Raw genomic sequence first — 15,871 nt, forward strand, 5'->3', positions numbered from 1 at the left:
AAAGGGCGAGATTATACAGAATTTTTTATTTATTGGCTATGATTTAAGCGGCTGAATTTGCTAAATTTTTTGTAGGATAATCACGGGTACCAAAAATTGCAGTGCCAATACGAACCATCGTTGAACCACATTCAATTGCGCTTTGCATATCATCACTCATTCCCATTGAAAGCGTATCGATTCCGTCAAATTCAGCCTGCAAGCGGTCGAAAAGTTGTTGCATTTTACTTAACGCAATTTTTTGCTGTTGAGGATCTGATTCTGGCTTCGGAATCGCCATTAAACCACGCAAACGTAAATGTGGTAGTTGATAAATTTGTTTTGCAAGCGATAACATTTGCTCGGGAGCAATACCCGATTTAGAGTCTTCATCACTGATATTAATTTGAATTAGCACATTGAGTGGAGCTTTATCCACTGGACGTTGTACACTGAGCCGCTCAGCAATTTTGAGCCTATCAACCGTTTGAATCCAGTCAAAATGCTCTGCTACCAAACGGGTTTTATTCGATTGTAACGGACCGATAAAATGCCATTCCAAATCAGGCGTCTTAGCAAAATAAGCGATTTTTTCCACGCCTTCTTGTACATAATTTTCCCCAAAGGCTCGCTGTCCTGCATAAATGGCTTGTTCAATCATTTCAACAGGCTTAGTTTTCGATACCGCCAATAAACGCACGTTATCTCTGCCCGTTTGCTGAGCAAATTGTTGAATTTGTTGAGAAATACGGGCAAGATTTTCTGAAATCGACATTTTAGGCTCCAAAATTTATAATAGGGTGCATAATATCAAATACGCAAAGGAAAAGGAAATGGACTTAACACAGATTAAATTAATCATCACCGATGTAGACGGCGTACTGACTGACGGTGGCTTGTACTACTCGGCAGAAGGCGAAGCGATGAAACGCTTTCACGTACACGACGGCTTAGGGATTAAAATGTTGATGGCGTGTGGCATTCAAGTTGCGGCACTTTCTGGCGGTGATCATCCACTGTTACGTAGCCGCTTAGCAGAACTGAAAATTAAACTGGTTAAACTAGGTAAGATGGAAAAACGCTCAGCCTGTTTTGAGCTGATGAAAGAAGCGGGCGTCACACCTGAACAAACCGCCTTTATTGGTGATGACAGCCTTGATTTACCTGCGTTTGAAGTATGTGGACTGGCAATCGCCACCGCCAACGCCCGTGACTATGTGAAAAAACAAGCTGATTGGGTACTCGATTGTGCAGGCGGACACGGCGCCTTTCGTGAAGTATCTGATAGAGTGCTTGAAGCACAAGGCTTTAGCGAAATTTTCAGCAGTGCTGATGGTTTTTTAAAAGTGGCTAACAAAATGGCACAGTAATACACTCAAAGCGGTCGTAAATTTTTTGCTAAAAACGACCGCTTGTTTCAACATCAACTCAATTCTATTCTTTCACCAACTTCTCAATTTCCACAATTTGCTTATTGGTTAGCCCATTGTGTTTGCCAATGTTTTTATGCCCGTTATATTGTGGGGCGAGTAGCGGATCCGCGCCCAATGCACCGAGGGTTAACACTTCCCGCTCCTGCCAGTTGAGCAGGTCGCTGGCGAATACGTCGCCGAACAAGTGGGCTTGCAAATAGCGGTTGATTTCGGGGGCAAAGTCAAAAATGCTGATATTTTCTTTAATATGATCAGGATTGCTGGAACCCGGAATGGCGATATTGCCTGCCTGCAACTGCCAACGCAGTAAAATTTGCGCCGGCGTTTTGTTGTGCGCTTTGGCAATTGCCGCGATTACCGGGTCGGCAAATAAGGTTTCCTTGCCGCCTTCGCCGTAACTATTACGCCCGCCGAGCGGATACCAGGCTTCCATTTGCGTGCCAAATTTGGCAAGGTAGGCTTTGGTGTGGTTGTCCTGGTTGTAGGGGTGAACCTCGTTTTGCACCAAAACCAGCGTAATGGTGGCGATTTTCATAATTTCGTCGAAGGTTTTTTGTTGATAATTCGACAAGCCGATTGAGCGCACTTTGCCGGCTTTCACCGCTTTTTCCAACGCCTACCACGCCTGTTTGTCGTGTGCGCCCGGGGCGTGCAATAAAATCAAGTCGATATAATCCACGTCAAGCGCTTTTAAGCGTTCTTCAACGGCTTGTTCTGCGTTGGCATATTGGCTTGTCCATAGTTTGGTGGTGATAAAAATTTCACCTCTCGGCACGCCCGATTTTTTCACTGCGCGCCCGACCGCTTCTTCGTTATGATACATATAGGCGGTATCAATCAGGCGGTAGCCGTTTTGCAACGCCGACAGCACGGAACGCTCCGCCTGTTCGGGCGTAAGCTGCCACATCCCGATACCGATAATCGGCATTTCAATGCCGTTATTCAGCTCCACCGTGCGTTTTTCAAAATCAAAAGCGTGGAGATTTTCTGCGTAGCAACTAAGGCTTATCAGCCCCGCAAGGACAGTCATTAAAAGGGATTTTTTCATCTGATGCGCCTTATTGAGTCAAACGCTCAATCAGTTGTTTTTGGTTGCTTGGAATTTGCGAACGGCTGGCGTTTTCAAAGGCAAGTGGTTCTAAATAGGTCATTCCACAATGTAATGCACTGGCTTTAAGCGGCAGGAATACATCTTTCAGTTCCACGCCGATTCGCCCGTTTTTGCCGTAAGTGGAACGACCGCCAGCAGCTTGAGTAACGGCGAGAAATTCTTTGCCCTGCCACAAGCCCGGTCCGACGCTGCCCCAGGTATCGTTCATATAGGCTTTCATCATCGGGGTGATGTTAAACCAGTGGGTCGGGAAGATAAACACGATACGCTCGTGTTCGCGCGTGATTTGGCGTTCTTTATCGCCATCAATTGAGCGGGTATCGAAGCCGTAAATCGTTTCTAAATTGCGCACGGTTACGTTATCCACCGTTTCCGCCGCCTGTTGCAACGCTTTGGTGAACGTGGATTGTTCAGGGTATGGGTGAGAAACAATCACTAAGGTTTTCTTCACCGCTTTATTTCTTGTTTGGCTTGCCTCGCTGATTTTGCTGAAAAAAAGACCGCTCGTCAGTGCCACCGCTGCGGTAGCTTGAATGAACTCTCTGCGTGTTTTTGCCATTTTAGCTCTCCTTGTTTGCTTGCTTTTTCTTCACTATACGCCTGCTAATAATGAAGAAAAAACGAATAAAAATTACCCTTAATAGCAAAATTCACATACCATTGAGGGCAATAAATCCTTAAATCATCGGATTTTCCCACGCCCCTTTGGTATTCACACTTGCATCGTTCGCGAGTTTTTCCAAAACCTCGATTTCATCGGCATGCAATACGATTTTCGCTGCGTTTGCCGAATCTAAAACGTGGTGTGGTTTGGTTGCGCCGATTAATGGCAACGTGCCTTTGGCGATTGCCCACGCGATAGCGATTTGTGCCGGGTTGGCGTTATCATAATGTTTGCCGATTTCAGTCATTTTATCCGTAAGTGCGGTCAGTTTTGGCAGAATTTTATTGTAAGTTTCTGCACGCCCTGAACCTTCAGGCAATGGATTTTGTGCGTTGTAACGCCCTGTTAATGCGCCTTGTTCCAACACCATATAAGCGTAAAAGATCAGGTTATTTTCACGGCAATAATCCCAAATGCCTGACTCTTCGGAAGAACGATAAAGCAAACTGTAATGATTTTGCACCGCACTTAATTTATACCCTGCGCTACCGAGGATTTCTTGTACGCGTTTGATTTGTGCAAGATTGTGGTTCGATACACCGAGCTGTTTGATTTTGCCTGTGTTGAGAGCATCAATCATATACGGAGTCATTTTTTCCACATCAAACGGATTGTGAATCCAATAGACATCAATGTAATCCGTACCTAAACGGGCAAGACTGTCTTCCAGCATTTTCACCGCAGGCTGATCCACATCTTCAACAATTTGTGGGGTGAATTTAGTGGACAGGATCAACTCCTCACGAGCATAACGACGAACTTGCGCCCCCAATGCGTTTTCAGACGATCCCATTCCATACACGGCAGCGGTGTCCCATAAGTTCAACCCTGCTTGCATTGCGGTGTCGAACACGTCTGCCATTTGTTCATCGGTTAAATGATTGCCGAATACTTGATCCCCGCCTGCAAAGCCTGCGCCCCAAGACCAAGTGCCTAATGCGATTTTTGGAAATTGTTTCATTTTGTTGTCCTCTTATTTAGCTTTGGTTACTTTGTATTCTCTAACACATCAAACCACACGCCACCTTTATTGCCGAGTTTGACGGGCGTGATGTTGTAGAACACCTTATTCTTACTTAGCATTTCTGCTGTTTGGTTTAAATAGGTTTGAAAATGTGGCGTGTTACGATGTTGCTGATACGCCTGTTCGTTTCGATAAATCTCAAAGAAATACCAACGGTTTGGATTGTCTTTTTCAGTGGCGGCATAAATAGCCAGTACGCCTTCTTCCACTTTGAGCGATTGCACCATTTCGTCACGCACGATTTGGTGGAATGCGCTATTGTGTTCGGGTTTTACTTCCACCATTACCAGATTGGTTTTGGTGTCGGCTTGTTGCGTCACTTTTTTATCGCCCAGGAATTTCGGTTCAAGCGCGATACGCTTTTTATGTTCCGTTAGAATCTCGGGCGAGGCTTCTATAAACGCCTTATATTGCGGCGATTGCAAATGCGTTTGATAGGCTTGCTCATCTGCATAAAGCTCGACCATATAGTGAAATTCATCAGATTTCACCGAATACATCGCCAATGTCCCCGTTTCATTTTGAATGGAAGCGTTGATGTTGTTTTCGCCGATTTGGTTATAACGTTCGGTTTGGGTTGGTTGCACACCCAATTCAAACAGGTTGAAAATCGGGGCGGCGTGCACGGAAAGTGCGGTAGAAAATGCCAGGGTTGTGGCAAGGGTTTTAAATAATTTCATTGGTATCTCCTTTAATTTATAAGCTAAATCCGCCGTCAACGGCATAGTTTGCCCCTGTAACATATCGTGCTTCATCAGACACGATAAATGCCACCACATTGGCAATTTCCTCGGGTCGTGCAAATCGCTCCAAGGGAATAACTTGATTTACGGCTTGTTTATAGGCTTGTAATTCTTCAGCGGTTTGCGTGGTTTTCTCGTAAAGCGGTGTGTCTGTTGCACCAGCTGCAACGGTATTTACGCGAATACCCAAAGGTGCAAGTTCTTTCGCCCAGCTCACTGTCAAACTTTGAATAGTGGCTTTGCTTGCGGTATAAAGTGAAATGCCCGCTTGCGGATTGCCTACCAAGCCTGATGAAATAGTAACAATGTTGCCTTTACTTGTTTTGAGCAAAGGTAATGCTTGTTTGGTGCAATCCAGCACGGCTCGCACATTGAGTGTGAAAATATCATCAAATAATGCCAGCGTGCTGTCTTCCAAGGTTGCCGTTGGGGCTATACCCGCATTGTTAATTAAAATATCTAATTAACCAAAGCGACTTTGCACGGCGTCAATCATCTTGCTAACTTCTTCTGTTTGGCAAATATTAGCTACAACATACTCAATTTGAGGGTGAAGTGCGGTCGTTTTTTGCAGATTTTTCTCATTTCTCCCTGCAATTAACACCTTTGCTCCTTTTTCAGCTAAACGTAAAGCAATAGCTTGCCCGATACCCGAGCCACCGCCTGTAACAAGGGCGGTTTTGTTTGTTAATGTGGTCATTTTTTCTCCTTTACCGTTTTTAAAATCAGAGTCCAGTGGTGGTATTAAATGGTTAGCCCTAACAGTTTCACCGCATTTTGATAGGCGAATTTTGCTTTATCTTCCGCAGAAATCGGCAGATTTTCCACCCACGCTCTTGCACCATTGAGGGAAAGATAAGGGTAATCCACGGAAAATAACATATTGTCTATTCCCACCGTTTCCCGCACAAAATTGAAATGGGCAAGGTTGGTCATGCCGCTGTTGGTAACGAATACCTGATCACGATAGGTTTGTGCAATGGTGCGTGTTAAGCCCGTCGCCTGTTGCGGAATACTGTCGTCCAGCCGTTCCAAATAATAGGGAACCAGTTCGCCCCAATGTCCGCTAACCAATTTCAGCTGCGGAAATTCGTCTAGCACACCGGCGAGAATCAGGCGGATCACCTGAATGCCCGCTTCGTTATGCCACCCCCACGCAAACATTGATAATCTAGCCGTTACTTCATTGTTAAAACCGCCATAATAGGCTTGTTGCACCTCGGGCAATGGCACACCAGGGTGAATAAATAACGGCAGATTCAATTCATTCAATTTCGCTAAAATCGGGCGATAGCGTGGGTGATCAAGAAAATCGCCACTCGGTCTGCCATTAATTAATACCCCTTTGAAACCCAATTTAGCACAGCGTTCAGCCTCTTTTACCGCAGCCGTTACATCTTGCCACGGCAAACTGGCAAAGCCAGCAAAACGTGAAGGATATTGCAATGCTGTTAGCATTAAGCCATCGTTCGATTTAGCAATTAATTCCACCGCACTTTCACCTTGAATAAATTGCGGTGCAGCGGCGTGCAACAGCACTTGCATCGTAATGCCGTGGCGATTCATTTCCTGCAAACGCCCCTGCCCTTGGTCGAGCAGTTTTTGCATAGAATCTTTTGCTTTAATTACACGCGGACGGGTTAAATCTAATTCCCCCAAATCATCCACTTGCTTGCCCCAATCCGCAAGATAAGGGAAATTTGCCAATATCGCCTTGCCACTTGCCTGAGCCAAAGCAGAATCATTAGCGTGTTCTTCAATAGCAATTAATGCAAGCGGTTGATTTTGGCGATTTTTTTGCGATTCACTTGCAAAGCTTAGCCTCGGCATTACTGCTGATATTGCCCCAGCAAGTAAAAAATGTCGTCTTGATAGCATAAAACTTCCTAAAAAATCACCGCACTTTAATGCGGTGAAATAGCTTATTTTCCTTGGAACTATTCTACATTTTCCGCCACCATCGTGGCTTTAAATTCACGTACGATATAGCGAGCCAAATCAGGGTAATACACATCTTCGGCAAGAATGCGATCAAGCTCGGCACGGTCTGTACATTGGGCGATAATCACGCCAGCAGCGGCTTGATCTAAATATGGACCTAACATTAAAAAATTGCCTGATTGAAAGTATTTAGCAAACCATTGGCGGTGAGCGTTTAACATTGTTTCCGCTTGTTCGCCTGCTACTTTGTTTTGGTCAATCACGATGTCGATTAAATACATTTTTCCCCCTTATGCAGGCATTCTGCGAGTGGATTTTGATTTCACATTCGTGCCTAATGGTGAACCTAAACGAGCCAATACTTGATTTTGCCAGTCAGCAAGCAGTTCATCACTCACACCAGCTCCCACGCCCATAAAGACCATTGGCGTATTATAGGTCATTCCCGTATAGTAAGCAGACGCCTCGATTGAACTTAAAATATCCTCGCCTGTGCATTGTACTAAGCCATTGGGTTGATACACTTCTTCACGAGCCCCAGCCGAACAAATCACTTGTAACTCTTTGCCAGCAATAGCATAACCGCCTTCGCCAAACGCCCAGCCGTATGACCATACCGCATTCATATAGGCTTTCAGCATTGGGGTTAAGTTGAACCAATGCACGGGGAATAAGAATACAATGCGATCCGCCGCTTCAAAGGCTTTTTGTTCTTCTTCCACATTGATTGCGGTGAAATCCGTGCCGTAAAGTTCGTCAATGTTGCGTATGGTAACATCATTGCCTAAAGTTAAAATCGAACGTACAAAAGCTTTGGTAATTTCTGAACGTTCATAATATGGGTGAGAAACAATCACTAATGTTTTCATTGTTAAATTCCTTTATTGTTTGAAAGTGCGGTTATTTTATCGCTTGAATTTATGAAGAAAAAGAAGTTAAATGGCATAATAGTTGTGAGAAAAAGTTATTAATTAAGAATAATCAATGAAAGAAGAACCCTATGCAAAAAAACATCAAACATTTGATTGCCTTTGTGCAAACCGCACAATCGGGCAGTTTTACGGAAGCCGCTGTAGCCCTTGACATCACGCCGCCTGCGGTGAGTAAAAGCATTGCTATTTTGGAAAAATCCCTCGGGGTGCGGTTGTTTAATCGCACTACACGAAGCCTGAGTTTAACCCTTGAAGGGGAAGATTTTTTAAAGCAAATTCGCCCTGCATTGGAAATGTTGGAACACGCCACTGATAGCCTAAAAGCCAGCCAAAATTCGCCCGTTGGCAAGGTGCGAATCTCTTTACTGAGTGCCATTGGTCGTCATTTGATTTTGCCGTTGTTGCCTGAATTGCAACGCCTTTATCCGCAAATTCAGTTGGAATTGGATTTTAATGATCGGGTGATTGATTTTGTCAAAGACGGTTATGATTTGGTGATTCGTGGCGGTACGATTGAGGAATCTTCCATGATCGCCCGCCCTTTGATGACGATGACCACTACGCTGGTGGCAAGCCCTGAATATCTCGCCCAATTTGGCGAGCCGAAAACCATGGCGGATTTAACGCAACATCGCTTGATTGCACGGCGTTTTCTCAGTGGTAAATTGCAACTCTGGCATTTTCAAGAACAGCCTTTTGAGCCACACCAAGCGGTGCTGACTTTCTCCGATCCTGAAGCGGTGCTTGAGGCGACATTACAGCATTTAGGTATTGCTGAAGTGGCGGATTACCTCGCCAAGCCTTATTTGACACAAAAACGACTTAAGCCGATTTTACCCAAAATCTATGAAAAAAATCACTTCCCCCTTGTGTTGGAATACCCTCACCGCTCGCAACTTGCGCCACGGGTAAAAGCAATGGTGGATTTTTTGTTGGCAAAGGCGACTGATTGGTAGCGTGAAAATACCCTAAAACTTCACATTTTTGCACCGCACTTTTCCATAAAAATTAAAAGTGCGGTCGTAAATTTTTGAGAAAATTCGACCGCTTGCCGTATTTCAATTTACGGCTTACCTATTACGGCTTACCCAACGACCAAATTGGTTTTTCCGTCATATTCGGTTTGTTCACCGCCATTACGCCTACTAATTTATGTGGCACATAACATTCTTCCAAATACGCAATGTCTTCTGCATTTAAGCTGAAATCGACCGCTTTGGCGGCTTCTTCGATGTGCTGCAGTTTGGTTGCACCCACCACAGGGGAATGCACTTTGGTGAGCAACCACGCCAGTGAAATTTGAGTCATCGACACCTGATATTTTTCCGCCAGTTCCATTACTCGGGCGATAATCAGGTTGTCTTGTTCCACCGTGTTGCCGTATTTCAGTTTGGCGATTTGATCTTCCTCGTTGCGTTTGGAACTTTCGCCCAACGGACGGGAAAGACGACCCGCCGCCAACGCACTATAAGGCGTTAAGGCGATATTATTTTCATTGCAGAACGGCAGCATTTCTCGCTCTTCTTCACGGAACAGTAAATTGCGATGCCCTTGCACGGACACAAATTTCTGCCAGCCGTTTTGTTCGGCGATAAAATTCGCCTGTGCCAGTTGGTAGGCAAAGCAGTTGGAAATGCCGATAGCCCGCACCTTGCCACTTTCCACCGCCTTGTTCATCGCCTCCAAATACTCGGCAATGGGCGTGTTGTAATCCCAAATGTGGTTGATATAGAGATCGATATAATCCGTGCCGAGATTTTCAAGGCTTTGGTTAAGCATTCGCTCAACGTGCTGTTGCCCCGTAATGCCCGCTTGAATGTCCTCAGGCGTGCGAGGCAGGAATTTAGTGGCGATCACCACCTTATCACGGCTGGTTAATTCCTTGATCGCTCGCCCGACAAACTGCTCGCTCGTGCCGCCTTGATAAGCAATCGCCGTATCAAAAAAATTAATACCCAAATCCAAACTTCTAGCGATAATCTCGCGGGATTGCGTATAATCCAACGTCCACGAATGCTGCCCGCTCGCCGCCTCGCCAAAGCCCATACAGCCCAAACAAATGCGTGAAACCGTTAAATCGCTATTGCCAAGTTGTGTGTATTGCATTGTTTACTCCTTATTTTGCCCTTTTTTAACAGTATACATTTCAACCTGTTAAAAGTACATTCGTGTTTTTTATGTCAGTATTAATTTAGATTATAGTGAGAAAAAGGATGCCTTCTAAAAAGGATTTTCGGTTTTGACAAGCGGTCGTTGTTATAAAATTTTTGACGAAAACAGCCGAAAACCGACCGCACTTTTTGCTTTTATCCAGTAACAAATACACGCAGAAAATGCTAAAATTATCTGCAAAATCAGCGGTTATTTTATCAGTTTGGAAAGGGGAAAGAATGGCGAATAACGAGTTAATCCGTGCTTCTGCGGTGGAATATCTCACCTTTATCGCCGCCACAGGCGAAGGCGGAGTGAATGCGGTGTATGCCGACGAAAATATCTGGCTGTCGCAAAAAATGATGGCAGCGTTGTATGATATTGATGTTCGCACGGTAAATTATCATTTAAAACAAATCTTTGCAGATAATGAATTAGATGAAAATTCAGTTATCCGAAAATTTCGGATAACTGCCGACGACGGCAAAAACTACCAAACCAACCACTACAACTTATCCGCCATTATCGCCGTCGGCTACAAAACCAATTCCGAACGTTCCGTGCAATTTCGCAAATGGGCAACGCAAATCATTCAATCCTTTACCATTAAAGGCTTTGCAATGGACGATGAACGGCTGAAAAATGACGGCACGATTCTGGGCAAAAAATACTTTGAAGAACAACTTGCCCGCATTCGTGAAATTCGTTTAAAGCCGCTCGATATAACTGCAACAAAAAAAGCGAGATAAGTATTTCTCGCTTTTTTTACTCATAGTGTAATAACGTTACATTTTAAAACTTAAACACCATATTATCTTCATACTTACCTGAATAACTTGCTGAAGTATTAATGGAAATTTTGCCGTAATTTTCAAAAGCCTGCCAGTTATCCCATTTATCTTCTACCATAGCATCAATAAATCGTACAAACTCCGATTTACTCGAACTAAAAAAGATATAAGGCGGTCGAGTTAAATGAATCAATCGTAAAAAGTCAATTAAATCAAAATAACTCGCTTGTCTGTAGCTCTCTTGTCTAGTACACAGGTATGGTGGATCAAGTACAAAGAGAGTATTTGGTTCATCTCTGAATTTTGGTAATAGTTGATGAAATGATTCTTGAATAATCTCAATCCCATCTAAATAGCCATCTGCACGTGGATAATCAGATTGACGAACACAATGCCAAAAATCCTTATTGAATAAGTCTTCTAATGAGCCTACTTGATTTCCACTAAATAATAACCAACTCGCTAAGCAGTTTAAATCTTTATATCCTTGAAATGATTGGATTGCATTAATGACTTTTGACTTTACATCTGGCGTAAGTTTTTTATTTTTGGGTATTGCATTTCCTATCGTATCAGAAATCTTTAGCCGTAATTCATTTATTTCATCAATATGGAGTAACCGTTCTGCATAATTATCAAAGTCGTTATAAATTACCCGAGCAGCTGGTTTTATACGTTTAGCTACATGACTAAGTAACCCTGAACCACCAAATGCATCAATAATTGTCCAACCTTGACCATCACCTGGAATATATTGATTGAGAATCTCCGTATAATGTGTCAAGAATTGACGTTTTTGTCCAATAAATGGTAATGGGGCGTTTTTATAAATGGTTACATCTTTTTTCATATTTTGTAAGACCTTTTCATATAGTGAAAAAATTATGCTAAACTTACGTTTGTCTTGGCTAAGACCACGGGTCTAGCAATAGTTATTGCTCACAGGTTAGGTCTGTGGGTGATGAGGTCAGTACGCTCTGCCAAGCATACTGACTACCCGTGCTTTTGTTCCTAATAAGTGACTTCTTGCTATTAACCTCCCACTCGTAAAACAATATCTTTAAATGCAATCACATTGTTTGATATTGAGCCAACCACATTAATCTTAAATCTAATTTCTGTTGTTTCTGCCGGTAAGATTTCTGCCACTTGTTGGCTATGCCAATCATTTTTTTGCCAGTTGCCAAGTTGTTCTGAAACATATTCTTTAAGCAGCTCAGTACCTTTATAAAGTTGTACGGTAACGGTACAAAGTCCGTTGCGCTGATTATATGTACCGACTTTGTACGAGAGCGCAAAGCGTTTATATTTATTGGCTTCAATTGGATATGATTGATAAATCACATTCTCGCTTGCGCTTGAAGAGAGCATGATGTATTTACCTTCCGGCATATCATTATCATCATAACGATTCAGGTAATTATTACCTTGTGTAAATGCGTGTTGATAATCCCAATCACTTAATAATTGCATTGCGCCTTGTACGGTAAACTCATAGCGATACAGGCTTGTTAGTTGCTTATCTTTTACCGTATAGAAAGCCAGTTTGCTAAATTGCTCATCCTCAATTTTGCCCTCGTCCGGATAAACAAACTCTGTAGAATCGGTTGTAATTGACCGCACTATGTTATTGCCGTCCATTAAATCAATTTTATAACTGACACCTTGCCCCAGCGCTGTACTGTCTTCCGTATGCGTAATGAGTTGGTCAGCTTGAATATCTCTATCTCGATGCGCCCATGTAAGCGTAAACGCTGAACCGTCTGCAATCTTATCGACAAATGCACCATCTACTTTGACATTCGCCGGAGGATAAGGGCGAACTTGTCGCTGTTGTGTGGTTAGTGTTAATACACTAGCCGCATCTTCAGAGAGCGTTTCAATCTGTGTACGTGTGAGTAATTTCGCTTTGATTTGCTCATTTACGGTATATTTGGTGTCAGTATCCGATGTTGCAAACAAATAACACCATGCAATAGCACCTTGTTTATGCGCTTGCGGGATAGTGTCCGCACAACCACGACCGATAGTCATTATTGAGTTTTTAAAATCGACTGACTCAATTTTCACAATCTCGTCATCAATCATTAATGCGCCAGCGTTAGCCAAATCCACAAACTCTTCGCCTGCAGTAAAACTGACCGTAGTTTGATACGGTGTAATATCTGAACTTAATGTCACTGAAGGCGTGAAAGAACACTCTGCCACTGGAGTAAACCCTGCACCAACATCTGTGAGTAAGTCATAACCGACCGCTAATGGACTTGGTGTGCTTGCAAGCGACCAAACAAAGCAATCAGTCGGCTGAATAAATGCAAGTTCCGCTTCACTGAAAACTAATGGATAAACATGGTAAGGCAGTTCAAATAATCTGCTATTTTGAATTGCTTTCGCCGTGTAATCGGGCTGAATATAGAGCGACTCTGACTGTTGTGTTGAGTAATTCGCAGCTGGTAAACCGAACACATCTTGCATACAAGTCACAATAAATTCGCCCTCGTTGCCATTCTCAATTCCGGTGACTCGGAAAATCACACTTTCAATCCCTCGGTCAGGCAAATGTACTTTGAAAACATCACCATGTTTTAACTCGCTGGCACGCATATCAAACACAATTTTAAGACGAGTTAAACTACTGGCGACCATCTCTAAATCACGTTGTGCAAGGCGAGCTGCTAAATCAAAAGTTGGCACACCTTTATATTCAACGGTTTTTGCAATCACGCCATGCATTTGCACAGACGCAATATTATTGGCGATAGCTTGGTCTTCACGGTTAGTCACCGGGTCGCGCCATTTCACAACAATTTGATTTGCCGTTGTGTCAGTTGCAGAACTATCATCATCTTGCACATTTAAAATCCCGTTATCATAGTGAAATGTTGGCAAATCGTCGGGATTATAGTCATTACGCAATAATTTAATCGCTTGTTTACCTGTTTCTACGTTGTCGTATTGCACTGCGCCGATGTGGTCAATCACTTGTTGCATAAACTCTTTAATTGAGCCTTGACGGTTGTAACGCAAGCATAGTCCAAAGCCTTCTTCATAGAGTGTGTCGGCGGCTTTTTTGTAGCTATCTAAATCAAGATCACTTAAGTCTTTTTTACCGCCCCAGCTTTTATTTGTTGCACACTCAACAAGGATGTGTGCAGGATTCATCGCATGAATCTGACGCGCATTTTCTTCTTGTTCTTTTGTCAGTCCTGAAATTTTTAACGTATCATTGCGTAAAATAATTTTGCATTTCTCCGGATACCACACCGCACCGTTAAACCAGCCTTTTAATGCACGGCGCACACGGTAACTATGCTTTTTCGGGTAAGCGTTATAGCAACTAATCAGTCCGCTAAACACGGTAGAGACAATACCGCGAAAACCGGGAATCAAATCATCTTTTGCAAGATTGCCTTCAGTCACATTGCCTGCGGAGAAAAACGCTTGCTCGTCTTGTTGTTTTTTACGCTTATTTTTACGCAGCAATGCGTGTGTATTCTCACGTGGTGCAGGGTTATGCTTACCTTTTAATAAATTAATCAACATTTGGGTTGGCTTTTGGTCAGGTTCTCCCATTAAGATTTCAAGACGACCTTGAATACCGCCTTCGCCCCCAGTGTTTTCGCCACCAAATAAATTCGGTTTATTAATATAAATCGCTTGTGATTGCGTGAGTTCGCCCGGTTTGCCTAAGTATGCGGTTTTATCATCAATGCGTAACTCAACGATTTCATCCACCGGTCCGCGCCCTAAGCCGGAATGAATATCCCAGTAGTAACGATAACCGACCGTCACCGAACGACGTTTACGTCTACCCATTATTTTTCCCCTTCTGCTTGTCGTGCTTGTTTTGCAGCAGCGACACATTTACGCGCAAACACGCTACCGGTAGCTAAGAATTTTTCGGCATCAATCCCATTTTGCAAAAAGTCGTTAAAATCCCAGCCTTGACGCTCAAAGAACGCTTGTACACCCGCTGCACAAAAATGTACACGGCGCATATCTTGCATTGTGATGATCATCTTTTTATCCTTTTTTAATTTCTGTAGTACGATAGTTACCGTACGCCAACACTTGCCAATCTTCCGTCCAGCAGTCGCCAAAGAATACGCACTGCGGTGTACCTTCAGCTGCTTGCGGAAAATTCCACTCGTCGCTTGAAACCGCTTCCGGTCCTTGCCCACTACGTTGTTTTGGAGCAAGGGCTTGATTTAATAGATAGCTGACTGCAAGTACGGCAACGTATTTCACAATTGCCCAGCCAATGGCTGCAAACATAATGTTCTCCTTTTAAATTAAAACACCCGTGACCCGTCATAAGGCGATTTATTCGGCATGTGCGGAATGCCACCGAAATTCAGCATATTGTTAAACTTGTTAAGGCAAGTTGTTGCCCGTCCATCACAGCCGGGATACACATTGATAGTTGTGCCAACAGATAGTTTTTGCGTGCCACCCATCAGCGTAATTTGATTATTTTTATGCACTGTGACCGCCCGCACTTCACGTACGCCATCGCTATCCGTCCATTCAATAAAGCCCGCATTAAACCAGCCTTCCGGTAAATTTTCAGGCACATCTACCGTGATGGTTGTCCCGTTTAACGCTTTAATCACTAAACCGGCAACCGCAAAATTTTTCGGATTGACTCTACAATCATAGTCATAAAGCGTATAAGGGCAGTTACGTCCCCATGTCAAACGCAAGCCCGCACTTTGCATTGTGGAGGATAACCCCGCAGAAACTAATTCCGTCTTATGCACATCAGGGCGTTTCGCTTCAATAATCGTGCCAATCCACACCACGCGTAACTCTTGTTCTTGATAATGCAATCGCATAATCATTACTTTAACTGTTTGGCTCGGTGGCATGCCACGATAAAGCAATGCGACAGGGTTATTACTTGGCAGTACAATATTGATATTTTCACCGGTGCGACGACCGCTATCACTGATTGCGGTTGCCAGCCATTTTTCATTGTTTACAACAATGTCTTTGTCAGCATCACAAAAACGCCAAATCTTTTCGTCATCACCTCTGCTAAACTGATAAAGGGTAACAGGCTGACCGTCGGCGACAGAATGGGTTTTCTCTAAATAACTCAC

15 protein-coding genes and 3 pseudogenes are annotated in these 15,871 nt (G+C 43.5%); 3 read left to right on the plus strand and 15 right to left on the minus strand.

Annotated features, from left to right (window positions below; genetic code table 11):
- Positions 1–43: 43 nt before the first annotated feature.
- Positions 44–754, minus strand: coding sequence for a YggS family pyridoxal phosphate-dependent enzyme (locus F8M47_RS09105; RefSeq protein WP_150539791.1), 711 nt, complete (start codon positions 752–754; stop codon positions 44–46).
- Between the two features lie 58 nt (positions 755–812).
- Between F8M47_RS09105 and F8M47_RS09110 the strand changes: the two genes are divergently transcribed.
- Positions 813–1,349, plus strand: coding sequence for a KdsC family phosphatase (locus tag F8M47_RS09110; protein ID WP_150539792.1), 537 nt, complete (start codon positions 813–815; stop codon positions 1,347–1,349).
- Positions 1,350–1,413: 64 nt separating this feature from the next.
- Here the strand turns inward: F8M47_RS09110 and F8M47_RS12155 are convergent.
- The 8 genes and pseudogenes from F8M47_RS12155 to F8M47_RS09150 form a co-directional block, all read right to left on the minus strand.
- Positions 1,414–2,460: pseudogene (locus F8M47_RS12155) on the minus strand (aldo/keto reductase).
- 10 nt (positions 2,461–2,470) lie between these two features.
- The gene (locus tag F8M47_RS09120; RefSeq protein ID WP_150539793.1) at positions 2,471–3,082 is read right to left on the minus strand and encodes an NAD(P)H-dependent oxidoreductase; all 612 of its coding nucleotides are present in this window, start codon (positions 3,080–3,082) and stop codon (positions 2,471–2,473) included.
- 118 nt (positions 3,083–3,200) lie between these two features.
- Positions 3,201–4,148 (minus strand): aldo/keto reductase, encoded by a 948-nt coding sequence (locus F8M47_RS09125; protein WP_150539794.1) that lies wholly within the window; start codon positions 4,146–4,148, stop codon positions 3,201–3,203.
- 26 nt (positions 4,149–4,174) lie between these two features.
- Complete coding sequence (locus F8M47_RS09130; RefSeq protein WP_150539795.1) at positions 4,175–4,891, minus strand: putative quinol monooxygenase; 717 nt, start codon at positions 4,889–4,891, stop codon at positions 4,175–4,177.
- A gap of 16 nt (positions 4,892–4,907) precedes the next feature.
- Positions 4,908–5,654: pseudogene (locus F8M47_RS09135) on the minus strand (SDR family NAD(P)-dependent oxidoreductase).
- A gap of 44 nt (positions 5,655–5,698) precedes the next feature.
- Positions 5,699–6,832, minus strand: coding sequence for an amidohydrolase family protein (locus tag F8M47_RS09140; RefSeq protein WP_150539796.1), 1,134 nt, complete (start codon positions 6,830–6,832; stop codon positions 5,699–5,701).
- A gap of 59 nt (positions 6,833–6,891) precedes the next feature.
- Entirely contained in the window at positions 6,892–7,176 is a 285-nt protein-coding gene (locus F8M47_RS09145; RefSeq protein ID WP_150539797.1) for a YciI family protein, read from the minus strand.
- Positions 7,177–7,185: 9 nt separating this feature from the next.
- Complete coding sequence (locus F8M47_RS09150) at positions 7,186–7,764, minus strand: NAD(P)H-dependent oxidoreductase (RefSeq protein ID WP_150539798.1); 579 nt, start codon at positions 7,762–7,764, stop codon at positions 7,186–7,188.
- Positions 7,765–7,895: 131 nt separating this feature from the next.
- On the opposite strand from F8M47_RS09150, the gene F8M47_RS09155 reads away from it, so the two are divergent.
- The gene (locus tag F8M47_RS09155; RefSeq protein ID WP_150539799.1) at positions 7,896–8,783 is read left to right on the plus strand and encodes a LysR family transcriptional regulator; all 888 of its coding nucleotides are present in this window, start codon (positions 7,896–7,898) and stop codon (positions 8,781–8,783) included.
- A gap of 121 nt (positions 8,784–8,904) precedes the next feature.
- Here the strand turns inward: F8M47_RS09155 and F8M47_RS09160 are convergent, their stop codons facing one another.
- A complete protein-coding gene (locus tag F8M47_RS09160) occupies positions 8,905–9,933 on the minus strand; it encodes an aldo/keto reductase (RefSeq protein WP_150539800.1) in 1,029 nt (342 codons plus the stop codon).
- A gap of 284 nt (positions 9,934–10,217) precedes the next feature.
- On the opposite strand from F8M47_RS09160, the pseudogene F8M47_RS09165 reads away from it, so the two are divergent.
- Positions 10,218–10,688 (plus strand): annotated as a pseudogene (locus tag F8M47_RS09165) (virulence RhuM family protein); the annotation flags it as partial.
- 82 nt (positions 10,689–10,770) lie between these two features.
- Here F8M47_RS09165 and F8M47_RS09170 read toward each other — a convergent pair.
- The 5 genes from F8M47_RS09170 to F8M47_RS09190 all read right to left on the minus strand — a co-directional run bounded on the left by F8M47_RS09170 (position 10,771) and on the right by F8M47_RS09190 (position 15,871).
- A complete protein-coding gene (locus tag F8M47_RS09170; protein ID WP_150539801.1) occupies positions 10,771–11,619 on the minus strand; it encodes a DNA adenine methylase in 849 nt (282 codons plus the stop codon).
- A gap of 182 nt (positions 11,620–11,801) precedes the next feature.
- Positions 11,802–14,588, minus strand: coding sequence for a phage tail protein (locus F8M47_RS09175; RefSeq protein WP_150539923.1), 2,787 nt, complete (start codon positions 14,586–14,588; stop codon positions 11,802–11,804).
- A complete protein-coding gene (locus F8M47_RS09180; protein ID WP_150539802.1) occupies positions 14,585–14,788 on the minus strand; it encodes a hypothetical protein in 204 nt (67 codons plus the stop codon). Before F8M47_RS09180 ends, F8M47_RS09175 begins: the two co-directional genes overlap by 4 nt.
- A gap of 4 nt (positions 14,789–14,792) precedes the next feature.
- A complete protein-coding gene (locus tag F8M47_RS09185; protein ID WP_005597545.1) occupies positions 14,793–15,044 on the minus strand; it encodes a hypothetical protein in 252 nt (83 codons plus the stop codon).
- A 17-nt stretch (positions 15,045–15,061) separates the two neighbouring features.
- Complete coding sequence (locus tag F8M47_RS09190; RefSeq protein WP_150539803.1) at positions 15,062–15,871, minus strand: phage BR0599 family protein; 810 nt, start codon at positions 15,869–15,871, stop codon at positions 15,062–15,064.

It is taken from the genome of Actinobacillus vicugnae, from assembly GCF_901687125.1.
GTDB classification, from domain to species: Bacteria; Pseudomonadota; Gammaproteobacteria; order Enterobacterales; family Pasteurellaceae; genus Actinobacillus; species Actinobacillus vicugnae.

What these genes read in the sequence shown, in the direction of transcription:
- F8M47_RS09105 (WP_150539791.1), bottom strand. Translation starts at nt 754, where the DNA reads ATGTCGATTTCAGAAAATCTTGCCCGTATTTCTCAACAAATTCAACAA.
- F8M47_RS09110 (WP_150539792.1), top strand. Translation starts at nt 813, where the DNA reads ATGGACTTAACACAGATTAAATTAATCATCACCGATGTAGACGGCGTA.
- F8M47_RS09120 (WP_150539793.1), bottom strand. Translation starts at nt 3,082, where the DNA reads ATGGCAAAAACACGCAGAGAGTTCATTCAAGCTACCGCAGCGGTGGCA.
- F8M47_RS09125 (WP_150539794.1), bottom strand. Translation starts at nt 4,148, where the DNA reads ATGAAACAATTTCCAAAAATCGCATTAGGCACTTGGTCTTGGGGCGCA.
- F8M47_RS09130 (WP_150539795.1), bottom strand. Translation starts at nt 4,891, where the DNA reads ATGAAATTATTTAAAACCCTTGCCACAACCCTGGCATTTTCTACCGCA.
- F8M47_RS09140 (WP_150539796.1), bottom strand. Translation starts at nt 6,832, where the DNA reads ATGCTATCAAGACGACATTTTTTACTTGCTGGGGCAATATCAGCAGTA.
- F8M47_RS09145 (WP_150539797.1), bottom strand. Translation starts at nt 7,176, where the DNA reads ATGTATTTAATCGACATCGTGATTGACCAAAACAAAGTAGCAGGCGAA.
- F8M47_RS09150 (WP_150539798.1), bottom strand. Translation starts at nt 7,764, where the DNA reads ATGAAAACATTAGTGATTGTTTCTCACCCATATTATGAACGTTCAGAA.
- F8M47_RS09155 (WP_150539799.1), top strand. Translation starts at nt 7,896, where the DNA reads ATGCAAAAAAACATCAAACATTTGATTGCCTTTGTGCAAACCGCACAA.
- F8M47_RS09160 (WP_150539800.1), bottom strand. Translation starts at nt 9,933, where the DNA reads ATGCAATACACACAACTTGGCAATAGCGATTTAACGGTTTCACGCATT.
- F8M47_RS09170 (WP_150539801.1), bottom strand. Translation starts at nt 11,619, where the DNA reads ATGAAAAAAGATGTAACCATTTATAAAAACGCCCCATTACCATTTATT.
- F8M47_RS09180 (WP_150539802.1), bottom strand. Translation starts at nt 14,788, where the DNA reads ATGATCATCACAATGCAAGATATGCGCCGTGTACATTTTTGTGCAGCG.
- F8M47_RS09185 (WP_005597545.1), bottom strand. Translation starts at nt 15,044, where the DNA reads ATGTTTGCAGCCATTGGCTGGGCAATTGTGAAATACGTTGCCGTACTT.